The following is a 14,719-nucleotide window of genomic DNA, read 5'->3' as shown; positions in this document are numbered from 1 at the left end:
GAGGGGCTTGGCCCCGATGAGGCCCTCAGGACCAATAAAAAAGGCCCGCACTAAGCGGGCCTCCTCATTGGCAGCGAATGATCAACCCGCGACCAACACCCGAATCGCTTCCAAGCGCAGTGCCGCCTTGTCGAGCATGGCCAGGCCTTGCTCGCGTTGATTGCGCAAGGCAACCAGCTCGCTGTCACGCACGGTGGGGTTGACCGCTTGCAGTGCGGTCAGGCGCGCCAGTTCTTCGTCGGTGTCCGCCGCCAGGCGGCGCTTGGCCTCGGCCACACGCTCGGCGTGGCGCGGGGCGATCTTCTCTTCACCGGCGTTGATGCGCGGTGTGAGCTGGTCGCGCTGGGCCTGTACGAACTTGTTGGCGCTGGCCCGTGGCACGCTTTCCAGTTGGTCGTTCAAGGTCACAAACGACACGCGACCCGAGAGGTCGTTGCCATTGGCATCCAGCAGGCAGCGCAGGGCGGCCGGTGGCAGGTAGCGGCCCAGTTGCAGCGAGCGCGGCGCCACCACTTCGCTGACGTAGAGCAGTTCCAGCAACACAGTGCCCGGTTTGAGCGCCTTGTTCTTGATCAACGCCACGGCGGTGTTGCCCATTGAGCCGGACAGTACCAGGTCCATGCCGCCTTGCACCATTGGGTGTTCCCAAGTGATGAACTGCATGTCTTCGCGCGACAGTGCCTGGTTGCGGTCGTAGGTGATGGTCACACCCTCGTCGTCACCCAGGGGGAAGCTGGCGTCGAGCATTTTTTCGCTGGGCTTCAAGATCAGCGCGTTTTCCGAATGGTCCTCGCTGTCGATGCCGAAGGCGTCGAACAGGGTTTCCATATAGATCGGCAGGGCGAACTGGTCGTCTTGCTCGAGGATGTCTTCGACCAGCGCATCGCCTTCACCGGCGCCGCCGGAGTTGAGTTCCAGCAAGCGGTCACGACCGGTGTGCAGCTCCTGCTCCAGGCGTTCGCGCTCGGCACGGGCTTCGTCGATCAGGGCTTGCCACTCGCCGTCGTCGGCAGCTTCCAGCAATGGCAGCAGGCGCGGGCCGAACTGATGCTGCAAGGCGTTGCCGGTCGGGCAGGTATTGAGGAAGGCGTTGAGCGCTTCGTGGTACCACTGGAACAGGCGCTGTTGCGGGCTGGTTTCCAGGTACGGTACGTGCAGTTCGATCACGTGTTTCTGGCCGATCCGGTCCAGACGGCCAATACGCTGTTCCAGCAGGTCGGGGTGGGACGGCAGGTCGAACAGCACCAGGTGATGGGAGAACTGGAAGTTGCGGCCTTCACTGCCGATTTCCGAACAGATCAGCACCTGGGCACCGAACTCTTCATCGGCGAAGTAGGCGGCGGCGCGGTCACGCTCGAGGATGTTCATGCCCTCGTGGAACACCGTGGCCGGGATGCCGGAGCGCACGCGCAGGGCGTCTTCCAGGTCCATGGCGGTTTCGGCGTGGGCGCAGATCACAAGGACCTTGGTGCGCTTGAGCATTTTCAGTTGGTCGATCAGCCACTCGACCCGTGGGTCGAAGCGCCACCAGCGGTTTTCTTCCTCGATGTCCGGTTGCGCCTGGAAGCTGACTTCCGGGTACAGCTCGGCGTGTTCGCCCAAAGGCAATTCGAGGTATTCATCCGGGTTCGGCAGCGGGTAGGCGTGCAGCTTGCGCTCGGGGAAGCCCTGCACGGCGGCACGGGTATTGCGGAACAGCACGCGGCCGGTGCCGTGACGGTCAAGCAGTTCACGCACCAGGCGGGCGCTGGCTTCGCTGTCGCCATCGTTGACGGCGGTGAGCAGGGCTTCGCCTTCGTTACCGAGGAAACCCTGGATAGTCTTGTGCGCGGCCGGTGACAGGCGGCCCTTGTCCAGCAGTTCCTGCACGGCCTCGGCAACCGGGCGATAGTTCTCGCTCTCGGCGCGGAAGGCTTGCAGGTCGTGGAAACGGTTTGGGTCGAGCAGGCGCAGCCGCGCAAAGTGGCTGTCCTGGCCGAGTTGTTCCGGGGTGGCGGTCAGCAGCAGGACGCCGGGAATGACCTCGGCAAGCTGCTCGACCAGGCTGTATTCGGCGCTGGCCTTGTCTTCATGCCACACCAGGTGGTGGGCTTCGTCGACCACCAGCAAATCCCAGCCGGCCGCAAACAGCGCGTCCTGGGCCTTCTCGTCATCCACCAGCCATTCCAGCGCAACGAGTGCAAGCTGGGTGTCTTCGAACGGGTTGGTGGCATCGCTTTCGATAAAGCGCTCTTCATCGAACAGCGCGACCTGCAGGTTGAAGCGGCGGCGCATTTCCACCAGCCACTGGTGTTGCAGGTTTTCCGGGACCAGGATCAGCACGCGGCTGGCACGGCCCGAGAGCAGTTGGCGATGGATCACCAGGCCCGCTTCGATGGTCTTGCCCAGGCCCACTTCGTCAGCCAGCAAGACTCGTGGCGCGATACGGTCAGCGACTTCACGGGCGATGTGCAGTTGGTGCGCAATAGGTTGCGCGCGTACGCCACCCAGGCCCCACAATGATGATTGCAGTTGGCGGCTGGTGTGTTCCAGGGTGTGATAGCGCAGCGAGAACCAGGCCAGCGGGTCGATCTGCCCGGCGAACAGACGGTCGCTGGCCAGGCGGAACTGGATAAAGTTGGACAGTTGGGTTTCCGGCAGGGTGACCTGCTCGTTCTGCCCGTTGAGGCCGTGGTAGACCAGCAGGCCATCGACGTCGTCGACTTCCTGTACGGTCATTTTCCAGCCTTCGAAATGGGTGATGGTGTCACCCGGCGAAAACCTCACGCGAGTGAGGGGCGCATTCCGTAGCGCATACTGGCGGGTGTCGCCAGTGGCCGGATAGAGCACGGTCAACAAGCGCCCGTCCTGTGCCAGAACGGTGCCTAACCCCAGCTCTGCTTCGCTGTCACTAATCCAGCGTTGCCCCGGTTGATACTGCTGCGCCATGCTGCCTGACTCCCGCCGTGAAAAAGCCGACTATCTTAACGGAACAAGCCCCTGCGCCCAAGGACTCTGACAAAAACTACGCTGTTTGTGAGGTGCGCCGGGAGTTGAATCGACGGGTGGCGGGCACTTGCGAGTGTCGACTGGGTCACAGCTTGGCACGCCGGTGCTCAAGTCGCCTTGCCATCCGCCGACAGCCTGTTGATCAGGAGAATAACTATCATGCTTCCACCCATGCTGCCCGTCAGTGTTGTGCCGGTCACGTCGCAACTCGATCCGGCACGCCAGAAGCCGGATATTCCGCCGGTGGTCCCCGTTCAACCGGGCTCCAACGAGAGCACCATCGACCTGAAGAAGGGCGATGCCGAGCAATCGACCTTTCTGCTGCGCGAAGAACAACGTCGCCAGCAAGATCAACAGAAGCGCCAGCGTGAAGCCGACGATGAGGCGCAGCAGCACCTGCCCATTCCCGGCGACCTGCTCAACGCTGACAACACTGTTCCCGTGGCGCCGCTGATCGAAGATGCGCCGCGCCAGGGCCTGTGGGTGGATATCGAGGTTTAATCGATCAGTTCAACCAGGGCCGTCATCAGCCGCTCGATGTCATCATCGGTGTTGAGCGGGCTGACGGATATTCGTGCAATGCTTGCCAGCCCGCGTGCTTGCATATCCAGCGGCGTGTAGGCGATACCATTGGCGCCGATGTTGATGCGCTTCAATCCCAGGCGCCGCTTGAGTTCAAAGCTATCCCAGCCAGCCAGGTTGAAAGCGATCAAACCTGAATGCGTGGTGCCCAAGTCGTGCAGGGTAATCTGCGGTAGCTGACGCAGTGCTTCGCGGATACGTGTGCTGGTCTGCGAGACCCTCTCCCACACCCGCTCGATCCCCCATCGATTGATCTCTTGCAACGCATTGCCCAAGCCTGCCAGCAAGGCGAAGGACACTTCGCTGGTTTCGAAACGCCGGGCATCGTTGCGCAAGTCGAAGCCCTCGGCAGTCCAGGGCGCTGAAAACACGTCGCGCTGGACGGGGTTCAGGTGCTGGAGAAAATCAGGCCGTATATAGAGCAGTGCGGTACCGCGAGGCCCGCGCAGGTGTTTGCGACCGGCGGACTTGAGCACGTCGCACTGCAACGCTTGCACATCCACTGGCACCTGGCCGACGGCTTGGCCGGCGTCGATAAAGTAGGGGATGGCATGCCGCCGGGCTACCGCGCCGATGGCCTGGGCCGGGTTGATCAGGCCACTGTTGGCCGGTAGCCAGGTAAGGTCGATCAGCTTCACATGGGCGTCGAGCATTGCCTCAAGTGCCACCGGGCAGACCGCGCCGGCGGCGTCACAGGGGATCACCTCCACCTGTGCACCCGCTTGCACGGCCAGCGCCATGCTCGCCAGGTTGCCGCCCCATTCATGGCGGCCCACCAGGATGCGGTCGCCCGGCTGCCAAGGCCCCAACGCCTGGAACGCCATGCTCCAGGCTGTGGAGCCACTGCTGGCGAAGGCAATCGACGACGCCGGCGCATTGAGCAACTGTCCGGCGGCGCGGCGGGCTTTTTCCACCAGCACGGCGCCCCGTTCGCCGGCCTCCATCGGGCCGTCGCGGGCCTCACAATGCAACTGCTCGATGATGGCGTCCAGTGTCGCCTGGCTGGGCAAGGACGCTCCTGCGTGGTTGAAATGCACGATGCCCGACTGACAGCCGGGCGTGGTGTCGCGCAATTGCTGGATGTCCAGCGCGCTCACGGTTGCAGCTCGAAAATGGCATCCACCTCGACGGCGACGCCGGCAGGCAAACTGCAGACGCCTATGGCGGTGCGCACATGTCGGCCCTTATCGCCCAGGGCATTGACCAGCAGGTTCGAGGCGCCATTGGCGACCACGCTCTGGTGCTGGAATTCGGCAGTGCTGGCGATGAATACGCCCAGGCGCAGGGTACGCGTTACACGCGACAGGTCGTCCCCCAGCGCATCGCTCAATTGCCCCAGCAGGCCCAGCGCCGCCAGTTCCGCCGCGTGGGTGCCTTGTTCATCGCTGAGGGAATCGCCCAGGCGCCCGATGTAGGCCGGTTTACCATCGACCAGGGGAATTTGTCCGGAGATAAACAGTTGGTGTTGGCTGATGACATGGCTGATGTAGTTGGCCGCCGGCTGGCTGGGCGTTGGCAGTATCAGGCCGAGGGCGTGTACGCGTTGGCGGATGGAATCGGTCATGGTGAAGCCTCCAGGTTCAGGAGGTTTGAGCATGTCGATTGACGCGATGGCCGACAAACGGATAGATCTCAATCGACGTATCGAAAAAACTCACGCGTTTGCGCAGGTTTGCTTGAGCCACTGGCTGAAACACTCGGCCGCTTGGCTGAGCGGGCCTTGGGGTGCGATCAGCCAATAGCCGATTTCACTGTGATAGGGCGGCCAGTCAAACGCCTGGACCAGGCTGCCTTCCTGGAGTCTGCGCTCGATCAGGCGATGGCGGCCCATGGCGATACCCTGGCCGGCCACGGTGGCTTCGACCACAATGTTGTAGTCATGCAGCATGACGCGGGGGTAGGGGCTGAGGTCGACCCGGTAATGGGCAGACCAGTCCGTCCATTCGAAAGGGCGGTGCGAAGTTGCCATCAACAAGGCGCCATGGGGCATCTGCCTGGCCTTGAAACCCGGGCTGCACACCGGGGACAGGATTTCGGGCATCAGGCGTGTGGCCTGCACGTCGGGCCAATCGCCCTTGCCGTAACGGATGGCCAGGTCAACCTCGGCCGTGGCGACGTTGGCCAGTTGGATCGCGGGCAGCAACTCTACCTGGATGTGCGGGTAGCGCTGCAGAAAGTCGGCCAGGCGCGGTGCCAGCCATAGCGTGGCGAACGACGCCAGCACGCCGATGCGCAGTACGCCGGCGCTGGGGGCCACACGTTGGCTGCGAGTTGCCGCGCCGATGGCTTCCAGGGCCGGGCGGATTTGATCGTAGTAGTGTTGCCCGTCCAATGTCAGATCAATCGCACGGGTACGCCGGATAAACAGCGGCTTGCCCAAATGCTGTTCGAGCTTGTGCACCTGATGGCTCAGCGCGCTTTGGGTCACCGACAACTCGTCCGCCGCCTTGATAAAGCTCAAGTGCCGCGCCACGGCTTCGAAGGCGCGCAGGGCCAGCAGCGGTGGAAGGTCGTTGTGCAAGGCCACCTGGATGCGTCTCCTGGGTCGAGTGGAAGGTGCCGATTTTGGTCGATGCCCTGCATTTTGTCGCCCGCTGATTTGCCGTGGGGCGGGGCAGGCCGCATTATTGGGGTATTCCCGCCACGACGTAAGCCAAGCCATGAGTGATGACGATAAGCTGATTGACCTGAATGCCGAACGCGCCAAGCGTGTACACGACCTCAATGACAAACGCTTGAATGAAGTGCGCCAAGCCTTTGAACAAGCCATGCCCTTGGGAAAAACCAAGAAGAAGTCGAAAAACAAACCGAAAAAGCGTTGAAACAGCCTGCATCCATTGATGCAGGTCAGTTATTACCCTTCTTTACGCCCTCTTATGGGCGACATTGATCCTGATCAATTTCCCACTGCGCCTTCTCCATTAACTTAGCCCTATCGCAACAGGGCAAGTGCAGGAGGCCGGTCATGTTTATCGATAATGTGGTTTTTGCCGGAGTGCTGACTGTAAGCCTCATGGTGCTGTTTTTTGTAGGGTTTGGATTTTTTATCTGGAAAGACGCGAACAAGCGTAAAAAACCTTAGGTTTTTCCGGATTACATGGGCACGCAAGGCATTTTGGGCGACTTCGGTCGCCCTTTTTTTTGCTCTGCTTTTCTCTAACCGCGAATATAAAAAAGGTGCGACCCTCGCGGATCGCACCTTTTTTATGGCCGGCTGGCTATCAGTTGCCCAATGCCTTGGACGCCAACCAGAACAACCCGGCCGACAGGCCCACGGTCGCCGGCAGGGTCAATATCCAGGCCATCAAGATGGTCTTGACGGTGCCGCCTTGCAGGCCGCTCTTGTTGGCGACCATGGTGCCCGCGACGCCTGAAGACAGCACGTGGGTGGTGGACACCGGCAGAGCGAAGATATTGGCGAAGCCGATCATGGTGGCGGTGGTGATCTGGGCCGACATGCCCTGGGCATAGGTCATGCCCTGCTTGCCGATCTTCTCGCCGATAGTCAGTACCACGCGCTTCCAGCCCACCATGGTGCCCAGGCCCAGGGCGAGTGCGACCGCAAGGATCACCCAGAACGGGGCGTACTCGGTGGTGGCGGTCAGGTCTTTGCGCAGCTTGTCGAGGTCGGACTTCTCACGGGAATCCAGGCCTGGCAGCTTGCCGACTTTCTTCGCGGTGTCGTCCAGGCAGAGCAGGTAGCGACGTACTTCAATGCGGTGGTCGGCAGTCAGCGAGTGGTAGTCCGAAACGCCTTTCAAGGTGCCCAGCAGCGCGTTGATCGTCGGTTCGGTCTGCTGCGGGTTGCAGCGGAACTTGCCCGGCAGGTCATCCTTCACGCTTTTGCCCAGGGCCAGGAACTCGCCCAGGGTCTCGTGGTTACGCTGGTAGAACTGGTTCAGGTGCAGGGTCGCGTCGCGGGTACGCTCGATCTGGTAGGTTGTGCTGCCCAGGTCAAGGACGAACTGCGCCGGCACGATACCGATCAGCACCAGCATGATCAGGCCGATACCTTTCTGGCCGTCGTTGGAGCCGTGTACGAAGCTGACGGCCATGGCCGAAATCACCAGGACCAGGCGGTTCCAGAACGGCGGGTGTTTCTTGTCGTCTAGCTTGCGGCGCTGGTCCGGAGTCTTGTGCATCTTCGACAGCGGGCGCCACCACTTCAGGCCGATCAGCACCAGGGCTGCGACCAGAAAGCCGGCCATCGGCGAGAACACCAGGGACGCGCCGATATCCACGGCTTTCTGCCAGTTCACACCGTCAGCCAGGGGGATGTCGTTGATCAGGGCATTGGCCAGGCCGACACCGAGGATCGAGCCGATCAGGGTGTGGGAGCTGGAGGCGGGGATACCAAAGTACCAAGTGCCCAGGTTCCAGGTGATAGCCGCAGCCAATAAAGAGAAGACCATCGCCAAGCCATGGCCGGTGTTCACATTGATCAGCAACTCCACCGGCAGCAAATGCACGATGGCGTAGGCGACACCGACACCACCGAGCAATACGCCGAGGAAATTGAACACCCCGGAAAAGAACACGGCCAGGTGTGGCGGCATGGCTTTGGTATAGATGACTGTGGCCACCGCGTTAGCGGTGTCATGAAAGCCATTGATGAACTCGAAGGCGAGGACAAAGGCCAGGGCGAGCAACAGGCTCACTAGAACCCAAGCATCCAGTCCGCTGAATAAATCGATCATGAAGGTTTTCTGACCCGGTCGTAAGGGGGCGCGATTATGCCAGAAAACATCGGTAATCGATGCATTAGCTGCTCATCGGTAACAATCTTCATTGAAAAACCCGCGCCAGGATGGACGCATCCCAGGGTTTTCGGGGCTTTGGCAAGTCTTTGATTTATAAAGCTCAGGCCGGAAAAGACCGGCGTTGGTCATGAAAATGTCATGCCTGAAACATTTGTATGAAATTTCGTTGGCGGCCGTAGGTTACTGACCAGCGGGCGGTGCGCCATGGAGCCCTCTGCCAGTGGTGGACCGGCAGAGACAGCAGACCCTGGAAGCTCGAACGCAAGTGCTTATGGCTCTTCAGTCTTGAGTTCCTGTTCTATCTTTTGGATTTCCTGGGCAAAGGCTTGGTCGAGCAGGCTGGCTCGCTTGCGCCATGGCTTGCGTTCTGGCTCAGGTTGCGCAGCGTAGGTGGTGACTTCCCCGCCGTAGACGTCCTTGTAACGTTGCTCCTGGCGCTCAAGTTCCGCGCGCAGTTCATCTTTCGTCACAGTGTTACCTAATTGAGTTAAGTTTATTGATTGCGCAGCGTCATGCCTGAAAGTCGTCCTCGGATGGTTTCAGGTTGAACAGTCGAACTGTTCAACTTGGAATGCAGACCTGAGGGCAGTTCTTTTAAGCGGGTATTGTGACCGTCGCTGCATACATCCCGCAGCGCCTGGCGAGCTCCAATTCCGATAGTGATATCGGGCTGACCTCTGCACAGGTTGCATTATAGCGGCGCATTTGAATAACACTATCACTACGAAGTTAAAAAGCGTCAACGTTGTGTGAGGGTTTTATTACATGCGGGCGCCAGTATTTGTGAACGCCGTCATCCTAATGTCTACGTTCATTCTAAAGGGCAGGGTAAACGGCCACATTTTTTGGATTTATCAGGCAAATCTGAAACGTTGACCACAGGGGGCGCGCCAGTGCGGGTCAAATTGCGATAATCGCATGATTGTCCGATAATCGCCCAATGTTGCCGGCGCTGTCTTGTGCATCGCGTCCGGCACGGCTTGTAATGGCGGCCAACCCTCCCGTGGTGAAAACAAGAGAAAGGACCCCTGAAATGAACGATCAATTGCGCAACTCCTTTGCATCAGTGGCGCCGCCGATCGTGGCATCACCGGCCAAGCGCATCCAGGCCTTCACCGGTGATCCGGATTTCATGACCTCCCTGGCCCGTGGCCTGGCCGTGGTGCAGGCGTTCCAGGAACGCAAGCGGCACCTGACCATCGCCCAGATCAGCCATCGCACGGAAATCCCCCGCGCCGCCGTGCGTCGTTGCCTGCATACCCTGATCAAGCTTGGCTACGCCACCACCGATGGGCGCACCTACTCGTTGTTGCCTAAAGTGCTGACCCTTGGTCACGCCTATCTGTCGTCCACACCGTTGGCCGTGTCGGCCCAACCCTATCTGGACCGCATGAGCGAGCAGCTGCATGAAGCCTGCAACATGGCCACCCTCGAGGGCGATGACATCCTCTATATCGCCCGTTCGGCCACCACCCAGCGGCTGATCTCCGTTGATTTGTCTGTGGGTGGGCGGCTGCCGGCGTATTGCACGTCCATGGGGCGGATTTTGCTGGCCGCTCTCGACGATGCTTCGTTGCAGGACTATCTCCAGCATGCCGACCTGCAAACCAAGACCAGCCGTACCTTGACCACGCCTGAAGCCCTGTTCGAATGCCTGCAACAGGTCCGTCAGCAAGGCTGGTGCATTGTCGACCAGGAACTGGAGCAGGGCCTGCGTTCTATTGCGGTACCGGTGTATGACGCGTCTGGCCAGGTACTGGCCGCGCTCAATGTCAGCACCCATGCCGGACGGGTCAGCCGCAGTGAGTTGGAGCAGCGCTTTTTGCCGAGCATGCTCAGCGCCAGCCGCGAGTTGAGTGCGCAGTTGTTTGCCTAAGCTGTTCGGTGACCGCACAGATCCCGGTTGGCTCGATTGACGGTGTTTCCCCTGGCTTATTAATGTGCGGCAGCGCTCTGAGGAGCTGCCCAATAATAATGATGACCTGAGGTCGTCAGCCCGCCATCGGTGTGGAATAAAAATAATGAATCAGCCTTCTGTCGGTACCACCCTGGACGTGCAGTCCTTCATCAATACCCAGCCACTGTCACGCTATCAGTGGCGCGTGGTCATTCTATGTTTCCTGATTGTCTTTCTTGACGGGCTCGATACAGCGGCCATGGGCTTTATCGCACCGGCACTGTCCCAGGACTGGGGCATCGATCGCGCCAGCCTCGGCCCGGTGATGAGCGCCGCGTTGATCGGCATGGTGTTCGGCGCACTGGGTTCCGGCCCGCTGGCCGATCGCTTTGGCCGTAAAGTCGTGTTGGTGGGCGCGGTGGTGGTGTTTGGAGCGTTCAGCTTGGCGTCGGCCTACAGCAGTAATGTCGATCAGTTGCTGGTGCTGCGCTTTCTCACCGGGCTGGGCCTGGGCGCCGGCATGCCGAATGCCACTACCTTGCTCTCCGAATACACCCCCGAGCGCCATAAGTCGTTGCTGGTGACCAGCATGTTCTGCGGCTTCAACCTGGGCATGGCTGGCGGTGGGTTTATTTCGGCCAAGCTGATCCCAGCCTTCGGTTGGCACAGCCTGTTGCTGATTGGCGGCATCCTGCCATTGATCCTGGCGCTGGTGCTGTTGGCGTGGTTGCCGGAATCGGCGCGTTACCTGGTGGTACGCAATCGCGGCACCGACAAGGTGCGCAAAACCCTTGCCCCCATCGAGCCCGGTATCGTCGCCCAAGCCAGCGCTTTCAGCGTGCCGGAGCAAAAAACCGTCAAGGCCCGCAATGTGTTCGCGGTGATCTTCTCGGGCACCTACAGCGCCGGCACCTTGCTGTTGTGGCTCACTTACTTCATGGGCCTGGTGATTGTGTACCTGCTGACCAGTTGGCTGCCCACGTTGATGCGCGACAGCGGCGCCAGCATGGAACAGGCCGCGTTTATCGGCGCGTTGTTCCAGTTTGGCGGGGTGTTGAGTGCAGTGGGCGTGGGCTGGGCGATGGACCGGTTCAACCCGCACAAAGTGATCGGTACCTTCTATCTGTTGGCCGGAGTGTTTGCCTACGCGGTCGGGCAGAGCCTGGGCAATATCACGCTACTGGCGACCCTCGTGCTGATCGCCGGGATGTGCGTCAACGGTGCGCAATCGGCGATGCCGTCCCTGGCCGCACGGTTCTACCCAACCCAGGGGCGTGCCACCGGTGTGTCGTGGATGCTTGGCATTGGCCGCTTCGGCGCAATTCTGGGCGCATGGATGGGCGCCACCTTGCTGGGCCTGGGTTGGAATTTCGAGCAGGTGCTTACGGCACTGGTGATCCCGGCGGCGTTGGCCACGGCTGCGGTGGTGATCAAGGGCATGGTCAGCCATGCCGACGCCACCTAAGCCTGGCGGGGATCAAATGTGGGGGGGCTTGCCCCTCCCACATTTGAAGGTTAGCTAGGTAACAATCTGTTCGTTTATCGAACGCTGCGTCGATTATCGGATTGTTTGGCCCCTATCCCCGGCTTAACCTTCAAGCACTTCGGCGCCCCCTCAGCGCCTTTTTTGATCAACAGCGGGAGCCCAACCCCATGGCTGAAATCCTCACTCTGCGTGATGCGGTCAAGCGCTTCGTGAACGACGGCGATACCGTCGCCCTCGAAGGCTTTACCCACCTGATCCCCACGGCCGCAGGTCATGAAATCATTCGTCAAGGCAAAAAAGACCTGACACTGGTACGTATGACCCCTGACCTGATCTACGACCAGTTGATCGGTGCCGGCTGTGCGCGCAAGTTGATTTTTTCCTGGGGCGGCAACCCGGGTGTGGGCTCCCTGCATCGGCTGCGCGACGCGGTCGAGAAGCAATGGCCGCAGCCTCTGGAGATCGAAGAACACAGCCACGCCGACCTGGCCAATGCCTACGTCGCCGGGGCATCGGGCCTACCGTTCGCGGTACTGCGTGCCTACGCCGGTTCTGACTTGCCCAAGGTCAACCCACTGATCAAGACCGTTACCTGCCCGTTTACTGGTGAAGTGCTGGCGGCGGTACCGTCGGTACGTCCGGACATCACCGTGATCCACGCACAGAAAGCCGATCGCAAGGGCAACGTGCTGCTCTGGGGCATTCTCGGCGTGCAGAAGGAAGCGGCCCTGGCGGCCAAGCGCTGCATCGTCACCGTCGAGGAAATCGTCGATGACCTGAATGCACCGATGAACAGCTGCGTGTTGCCGACCTGGGCGCTGACGGCGGTATGCCTCGTACCCGGAGGTGCACATCCCTCCTACGCCCACGGCTACAACGAGCGCGATAACCGTTTCTACCAGGCGTGGGACCCGATTGCCCGCGACCGTGAAACCTTTACTGCTTGGATCGACGAATACATCCACGGCACCGCCGATTTCAATGAATTCCGGGCCAAGCTGGCCACCGCGCAGGAGGCCAAGTAATGGCTTACTCCACTAATGAAATGATGACCGTCGCCGCTGCACGCCGCTTGCAGAACGGCTCGGTGTGCTTCGTCGGCATCGGTCTGCCGTCCAAGGCCGCCAACCTGGCGCGCCTGACTTCATCGCCCGACGTGGTGCTGATCTACGAGTCCGGCCCGATTGGGGCCAAGCCCAGCGTGCTGCCGCTGTCCATCGGCGATGGCGAGTTGGCGGAGACCGCCGACACCGTGGTGCCCACCGGTGAGATCTTTCGCTATTGGCTGCAGGGCGGGCGCATTGATGTGGGCTTTCTCGGCGCGGCCCAGGTTGATCGGTTCGGCAATATCAACACCACCGTGGTCGGTGACTATCACCAGCCCAAGGTGCGTTTGCCCGGTGCCGGTGGCGCGCCGGAGATTGCCGGTTCGGCCAAGAGCGTGCTGATCATCCTTAAGCAATCGTCCCGTTCGTTTGTCGACAAGCTGGACTTCATCACCTCTGTCGGTCACGGCGAAGGCGGCGACTCACGCAAGCGTCTTGGCCTGCCCGGCGCAGGACCCGTAGGCATCATTACCGACCTGTGCATCATGGAACCGGAGGAGGGCAGCCATGAATTCGTGGTCACCGCGCTGCATCCCGGCGTGACCCGTGAACAGGTAGTGGCCGCCACCGGTTGGGCGATTCGCTTTGCCGACCAGGTCAGCACCACGGCTGAACCCACCGAGACAGAACTGACCGCCCTGCGTGACCTCGAAGCACGCACGGCCGCGGCCCACGGCCAAGCGCCGGGAGAAGCCTGATGCGCGACGTATTCATCTGTGATGCCATTCGCACGCCTATCGGCCGTTTTGGCGGCGGCTTGTCGACTGTACGCGCCGATGACCTGGCGGCGCTGCCGATCAAGGCGCTGATCGAGCGCAACCCCTCGGTGGATTGGAATGCAGTGGACGAGGTGTTCCTCGGCTGCGCCAACCAGGCCGGCGAAGACAACCGCAACGTGGCGCGCATGGCACTGTTGCTGGCGGGGCTGCCGGAAAGCGTTCCGGGCGTGACCCTCAACCGTCTGTGCGCCTCGGGCATGGATGCCATCGGCACGGCCTTTCGCGCCATCGCCAGCGGCGAAATGGAGCTGGCGATTGCCGGTGGCGTCGAGTCGATGTCCCGTGCTCCCTTCGTGATGGGCAAGGCTGATGCGGCGTTTTCGCGCAACATGAAGCTGGAGGACACCACCATCGGCTGGCGCTTTATCAACCCGCTGATGAAGGCCCAGTACGGTGTGGATGCCATGCCGCAGACCGCCGACAATGTCGCCGACGACTATCAGGTTTCCCGCGCCGACCAGGACGCTTTCGCCCTGCGCAGCCAGCAGCGCACCGCCGCCGCACAAGCCGCCGGCTTCTTCGCCGAGGAAATCGTGCCGGTGCGGGTCGCCCATAAAAAAGGTGAAACTGTAGTGGAGCACGATGAGCACCCACGGGACACCAGCCTGGAAGCCCTGGCCAAGCTCAAGCCAGTCAACGGTCCGGACAAGACCGTCACTGCCGGCAACGCTTCGGGCGTGAACGACGGCGCTGCGGCATTGATCCTCGCGTCTGCCGAAGCGGTAAAGAAACACGGTCTCACTGCCCGCGCCCGCGTACTGGGCATGGCCAGTGCCGGTGTCGCCCCGCGTCTGATGGGTATCGGCCCGGTGCCTGCGGTGCGCAAGCTGGTGGAGCGCCTGGGGTTGGCGGTCACTGACTTTGATGTGATTGAACTCAACGAAGCCTTTGCCAGCCAAGGCCTGGCAGTGCTGCGCGAACTGGGGCTTGCCGACGATGCCCCCCAGGTCAACCCGAACGGTGGCGCCATCGCCCTCGGCCACCCCCTGGGCATGAGCGGTGCGCGGCTGGTCCTGACGGCCCTGCACCAATTGGAAAAAACCGGCGGCAGCAAAGGCCTGGCGACCATGTGCGTGGGTGTCGGCCAAGGGCTGGCCCTGGCGATTGAACGCGTCCAATAA

Annotated in this window: 14 protein-coding genes; 8 read left to right on the top strand and 6 right to left on the bottom strand. The window is 61.2% G+C overall.

The genetic code is table 11. From position 1 onward, the window contains the following. Positions 1-81: 81 nt before the first annotated feature. Complete coding sequence (rapA, locus tag ASD70_RS21490; protein ID WP_046071342.1) at positions 82-2,928, bottom strand: RNA polymerase-associated protein RapA; 2,847 nt, start codon at positions 2,926-2,928, stop codon at positions 82-84. A 219-nt stretch (positions 2,929-3,147) separates the two neighbouring features. Between rapA and ASD70_RS21485 the strand changes: the two genes are divergently transcribed. Next, entirely contained in the window at positions 3,148-3,489 is a 342-nt protein-coding gene (locus ASD70_RS21485) for a hypothetical protein (protein WP_056847408.1), read from the top strand. On the opposite strand, the gene ASD70_RS21480 is transcribed toward ASD70_RS21485, so the two are convergent. From ASD70_RS21480 to ASD70_RS21470, 3 genes are all read right to left on the bottom strand, one after another. Then, positions 3,486-4,667, bottom strand: a complete 1,182-nt coding sequence (locus ASD70_RS21480; RefSeq protein ID WP_056847407.1) for an aminotransferase class V-fold PLP-dependent enzyme — start codon at positions 4,665-4,667, stop codon at positions 3,486-3,488. The genes ASD70_RS21485 and ASD70_RS21480 overlap by 4 nt on opposite strands. Next, positions 4,664-5,134, bottom strand: coding sequence for a RidA family protein (locus ASD70_RS21475; RefSeq protein WP_046071345.1), 471 nt, complete (start codon positions 5,132-5,134; stop codon positions 4,664-4,666). Before ASD70_RS21475 ends, ASD70_RS21480 begins: the two co-directional genes overlap by 4 nt. A 90-nt stretch (positions 5,135-5,224) precedes the next feature. After that, positions 5,225-6,097, bottom strand: a complete 873-nt coding sequence (locus ASD70_RS21470) for a LysR substrate-binding domain-containing protein (RefSeq protein ID WP_046071346.1) — start codon at positions 6,095-6,097, stop codon at positions 5,225-5,227. A gap of 133 nt (positions 6,098-6,230) precedes the next feature. Between ASD70_RS21470 and ASD70_RS29165 the strand changes: the two genes are divergently transcribed. Together ASD70_RS29165 and ccoM are read left to right on the top strand one after the other, a co-directional pair. Further along, positions 6,231-6,392, top strand: coding sequence for a hypothetical protein (locus tag ASD70_RS29165; RefSeq protein WP_164484814.1), 162 nt, complete (start codon positions 6,231-6,233; stop codon positions 6,390-6,392). 143 nt (positions 6,393-6,535) lie between these two features. Beyond that, positions 6,536-6,652 carry a cytochrome c oxidase subunit CcoM gene (ccoM, locus tag ASD70_RS29840; protein ID WP_017530457.1) on the top strand — a complete coding sequence of 39 codons (117 nt, stop codon included), beginning with the start codon at positions 6,536-6,538 and terminating at the stop codon, positions 6,650-6,652. Positions 6,653-6,791: 139 nt separating this feature from the next. On the opposite strand, the gene ASD70_RS21460 is transcribed toward ccoM, so the two are convergent. Both ASD70_RS21460 and ASD70_RS21455 read right to left on the bottom strand, forming a co-directional pair. After that, positions 6,792-8,267 (bottom strand): inorganic phosphate transporter, encoded by a 1,476-nt coding sequence (locus ASD70_RS21460; RefSeq protein WP_046071347.1) that lies wholly within the window; start codon positions 8,265-8,267, stop codon positions 6,792-6,794. A gap of 332 nt (positions 8,268-8,599) precedes the next feature. Further along, positions 8,600-8,800, bottom strand: coding sequence for a hypothetical protein (locus ASD70_RS21455; RefSeq protein ID WP_003189295.1), 201 nt, complete (start codon positions 8,798-8,800; stop codon positions 8,600-8,602). Between the two features lie 563 nt (positions 8,801-9,363). Between ASD70_RS21455 and pcaR the strand changes: the two genes are divergently transcribed. From pcaR to pcaF, 5 genes are all read left to right on the top strand, one after another. Continuing rightward, positions 9,364-10,206: a pca regulon transcriptional regulator PcaR gene (gene pcaR / locus ASD70_RS21450; protein ID WP_043049992.1), complete on the top strand. Its 843-nt coding sequence runs from the start codon at positions 9,364-9,366 to the stop codon at positions 10,204-10,206. A gap of 145 nt (positions 10,207-10,351) precedes the next feature. Next, a complete protein-coding gene (locus ASD70_RS21445) occupies positions 10,352-11,692 on the top strand; it encodes an MFS transporter (protein WP_056847406.1) in 1,341 nt (446 codons plus the stop codon). Positions 11,693-11,880: 188 nt separating this feature from the next. Continuing rightward, the gene (locus ASD70_RS21440; protein ID WP_046071349.1) at positions 11,881-12,738 is read left to right on the top strand and encodes a CoA transferase subunit A; all 858 of its coding nucleotides are present in this window, start codon (positions 11,881-11,883) and stop codon (positions 12,736-12,738) included. Then, entirely contained in the window at positions 12,738-13,517 is a 780-nt protein-coding gene (locus ASD70_RS21435; RefSeq protein WP_034118527.1) for a CoA-transferase subunit beta, read from the top strand. Before ASD70_RS21440 ends, ASD70_RS21435 begins: the two co-directional genes overlap by 1 nt. Next, entirely contained in the window at positions 13,514-14,719 is a 1,206-nt protein-coding gene (gene pcaF, locus ASD70_RS21430; RefSeq protein WP_177342329.1) for a 3-oxoadipyl-CoA thiolase, read from the top strand. The genes ASD70_RS21435 and pcaF overlap by 4 nt, the downstream gene beginning before the upstream one ends.

It is taken from the genome of Pseudomonas sp. Root569 (genome assembly GCF_001427465.1).
GTDB lineage: Bacteria > Pseudomonadota > Gammaproteobacteria > Pseudomonadales > Pseudomonadaceae > Aquipseudomonas > Aquipseudomonas synxantha.
Note: the sequence above shows the minus strand (reverse complement) of the source record. Positions and strands in the feature narration are given on the sequence as shown.

Bases quoted from the DNA above. Each gene is read 5' to 3' on its own strand.
- pcaR (WP_043049992.1), top strand. From the start codon at position 9,364: ATGAACGATCAATTGCGCAACTCCTTTGCATCAGTGGCGCCGCCGATC.
- ASD70_RS21475 (WP_046071345.1), bottom strand. From the start codon at position 5,134: ATGACCGATTCCATCCGCCAACGCGTACACGCCCTCGGCCTGATACTG.
- ASD70_RS21485 (WP_056847408.1), top strand. From the start codon at position 3,148: ATGCTTCCACCCATGCTGCCCGTCAGTGTTGTGCCGGTCACGTCGCAA.
- rapA (WP_046071342.1), bottom strand. From the start codon at position 2,928: ATGGCGCAGCAGTATCAACCGGGGCAACGCTGGATTAGTGACAGCGAA.
- ccoM (WP_017530457.1), top strand. From the start codon at position 6,536: ATGTTTATCGATAATGTGGTTTTTGCCGGAGTGCTGACTGTAAGCCTC.
- ASD70_RS21435 (WP_034118527.1), top strand. From the start codon at position 12,738: ATGGCTTACTCCACTAATGAAATGATGACCGTCGCCGCTGCACGCCGC.
- ASD70_RS21445 (WP_056847406.1), top strand. From the start codon at position 10,352: ATGAATCAGCCTTCTGTCGGTACCACCCTGGACGTGCAGTCCTTCATC.
- ASD70_RS29165 (WP_164484814.1), top strand. From the start codon at position 6,231: ATGAGTGATGACGATAAGCTGATTGACCTGAATGCCGAACGCGCCAAG.
- ASD70_RS21460 (WP_046071347.1), bottom strand. From the start codon at position 8,267: ATGATCGATTTATTCAGCGGACTGGATGCTTGGGTTCTAGTGAGCCTG.
- ASD70_RS21440 (WP_046071349.1), top strand. From the start codon at position 11,881: ATGGCTGAAATCCTCACTCTGCGTGATGCGGTCAAGCGCTTCGTGAAC.